The 1,105-nt window shown below is 59.8% G+C and carries 1 protein-coding gene and 1 pseudogene; both read right to left on the reverse strand.

The window, feature by feature from the left end:
* A pseudogene (locus tag D618_RS19565) lies at positions 1-206 on the reverse strand (flagellin FliC); the annotation flags it as partial.
* 317 nt (positions 207-523) lie between these two features.
* On the reverse strand, positions 524-1,105 hold a 582-nt coding region (locus D618_RS0117160; protein ID WP_017672771.1), incomplete at its 5' end, for a flagellin.

A 1,105-nucleotide genomic window follows, 5' to 3' on the forward strand; every position in this document is an offset into this window, starting at 1 on the left:
TCGTTCGAGTTGCGGACTGCCTGGTTCAGACCGCGGACCTGCGAGGTCATGCGGGTAGCAATCGCGTTACCGGCAGCATCGTCCGATGCCGAGTTGATGCGCTTGCCGGTCGAGAGACGATCGATCGACTTGGACAGCATGCCCTGGGCCGAGGTCGATGCGTTTGCTGCTCGAAGGGCAGAAACGTTAGTTCCAATGACACTCATCTTTTGTTCCTTTCACTTCTTCCATGGGGTGGCCCGGGCAAAACCAAAGCGACCTCATCAGCGTTAACGGTGCCCCGGAAAGCGAATTAAGCGAAAGATTGACGCTTTCCGGAAAAAATGTCGGTTTCTTGACGCATATTGATGGGCTGCCGACATCTGCGCCGCGAGAAGCATCTCTTGCGCAGCACAGCAAAGGGGGAGAGCGACCGTTTGTGTCGCTCTCCCCCCGAAATCTCTTGAATGAAAGTCAGCCTTTAGGTGCGATCTTCATCGCGAAGAGCCAGAGCGGTCGAGGCCGCTCCAGTCCACCGGACCGATTAACGGATCAGGCTCAAGACGCCCTGCTGGCTCTGGTTCGCCTGGGCGAGCATCGCGGTCGATGCCTGGGCCAGGATCTGTGCCTTGGCAAGGTTGGTCGATTCTTCCGAGAAGTTGGCGTCCTGAATACGCGAACGCGCTTCCGAAAGGTTGGTCGAACGGTTGATCAGGCTGGAGACGGTCGCCTGCAGACGGTTCTGGCTGGCACCAAGGCCTGCCTGTGCGGTGGTGATCGTGTTCAGTGCGGTGTCCAGCGACGTGAGCGCGGCAGCTGCGCCAGTATCGGTGGCGATGGTGATGGCGTTGATCGCAAGGCCGGTCGATGTCACGTTGGCGAGCGCGATGTTCACGGTGTCAGAGGCATTGATGCCGGTCTGAATGGCCACCGGGCCTGCGGTGTTGAGCAGGGCCACGCCGTTGAAATTGGTCTTGCCGGCGACATCATCCACCTGCGCAAGCAGGGCGGTGACTTCCGTCTGCAGGTTGGCGCGGTCGCCTGAGCCCAGCGTGCCCGAAGCCGACTGGACGGCCAGTTCACGCATACGCTGCATCATGTTGACGATCTCGTTCATGCCGCCTTC

The organism is Blastomonas sp. AAP53 (assembly GCF_000331245.1).
Taxonomy (GTDB): Bacteria; Pseudomonadota; Alphaproteobacteria; order Sphingomonadales; family Sphingomonadaceae; genus Blastomonas.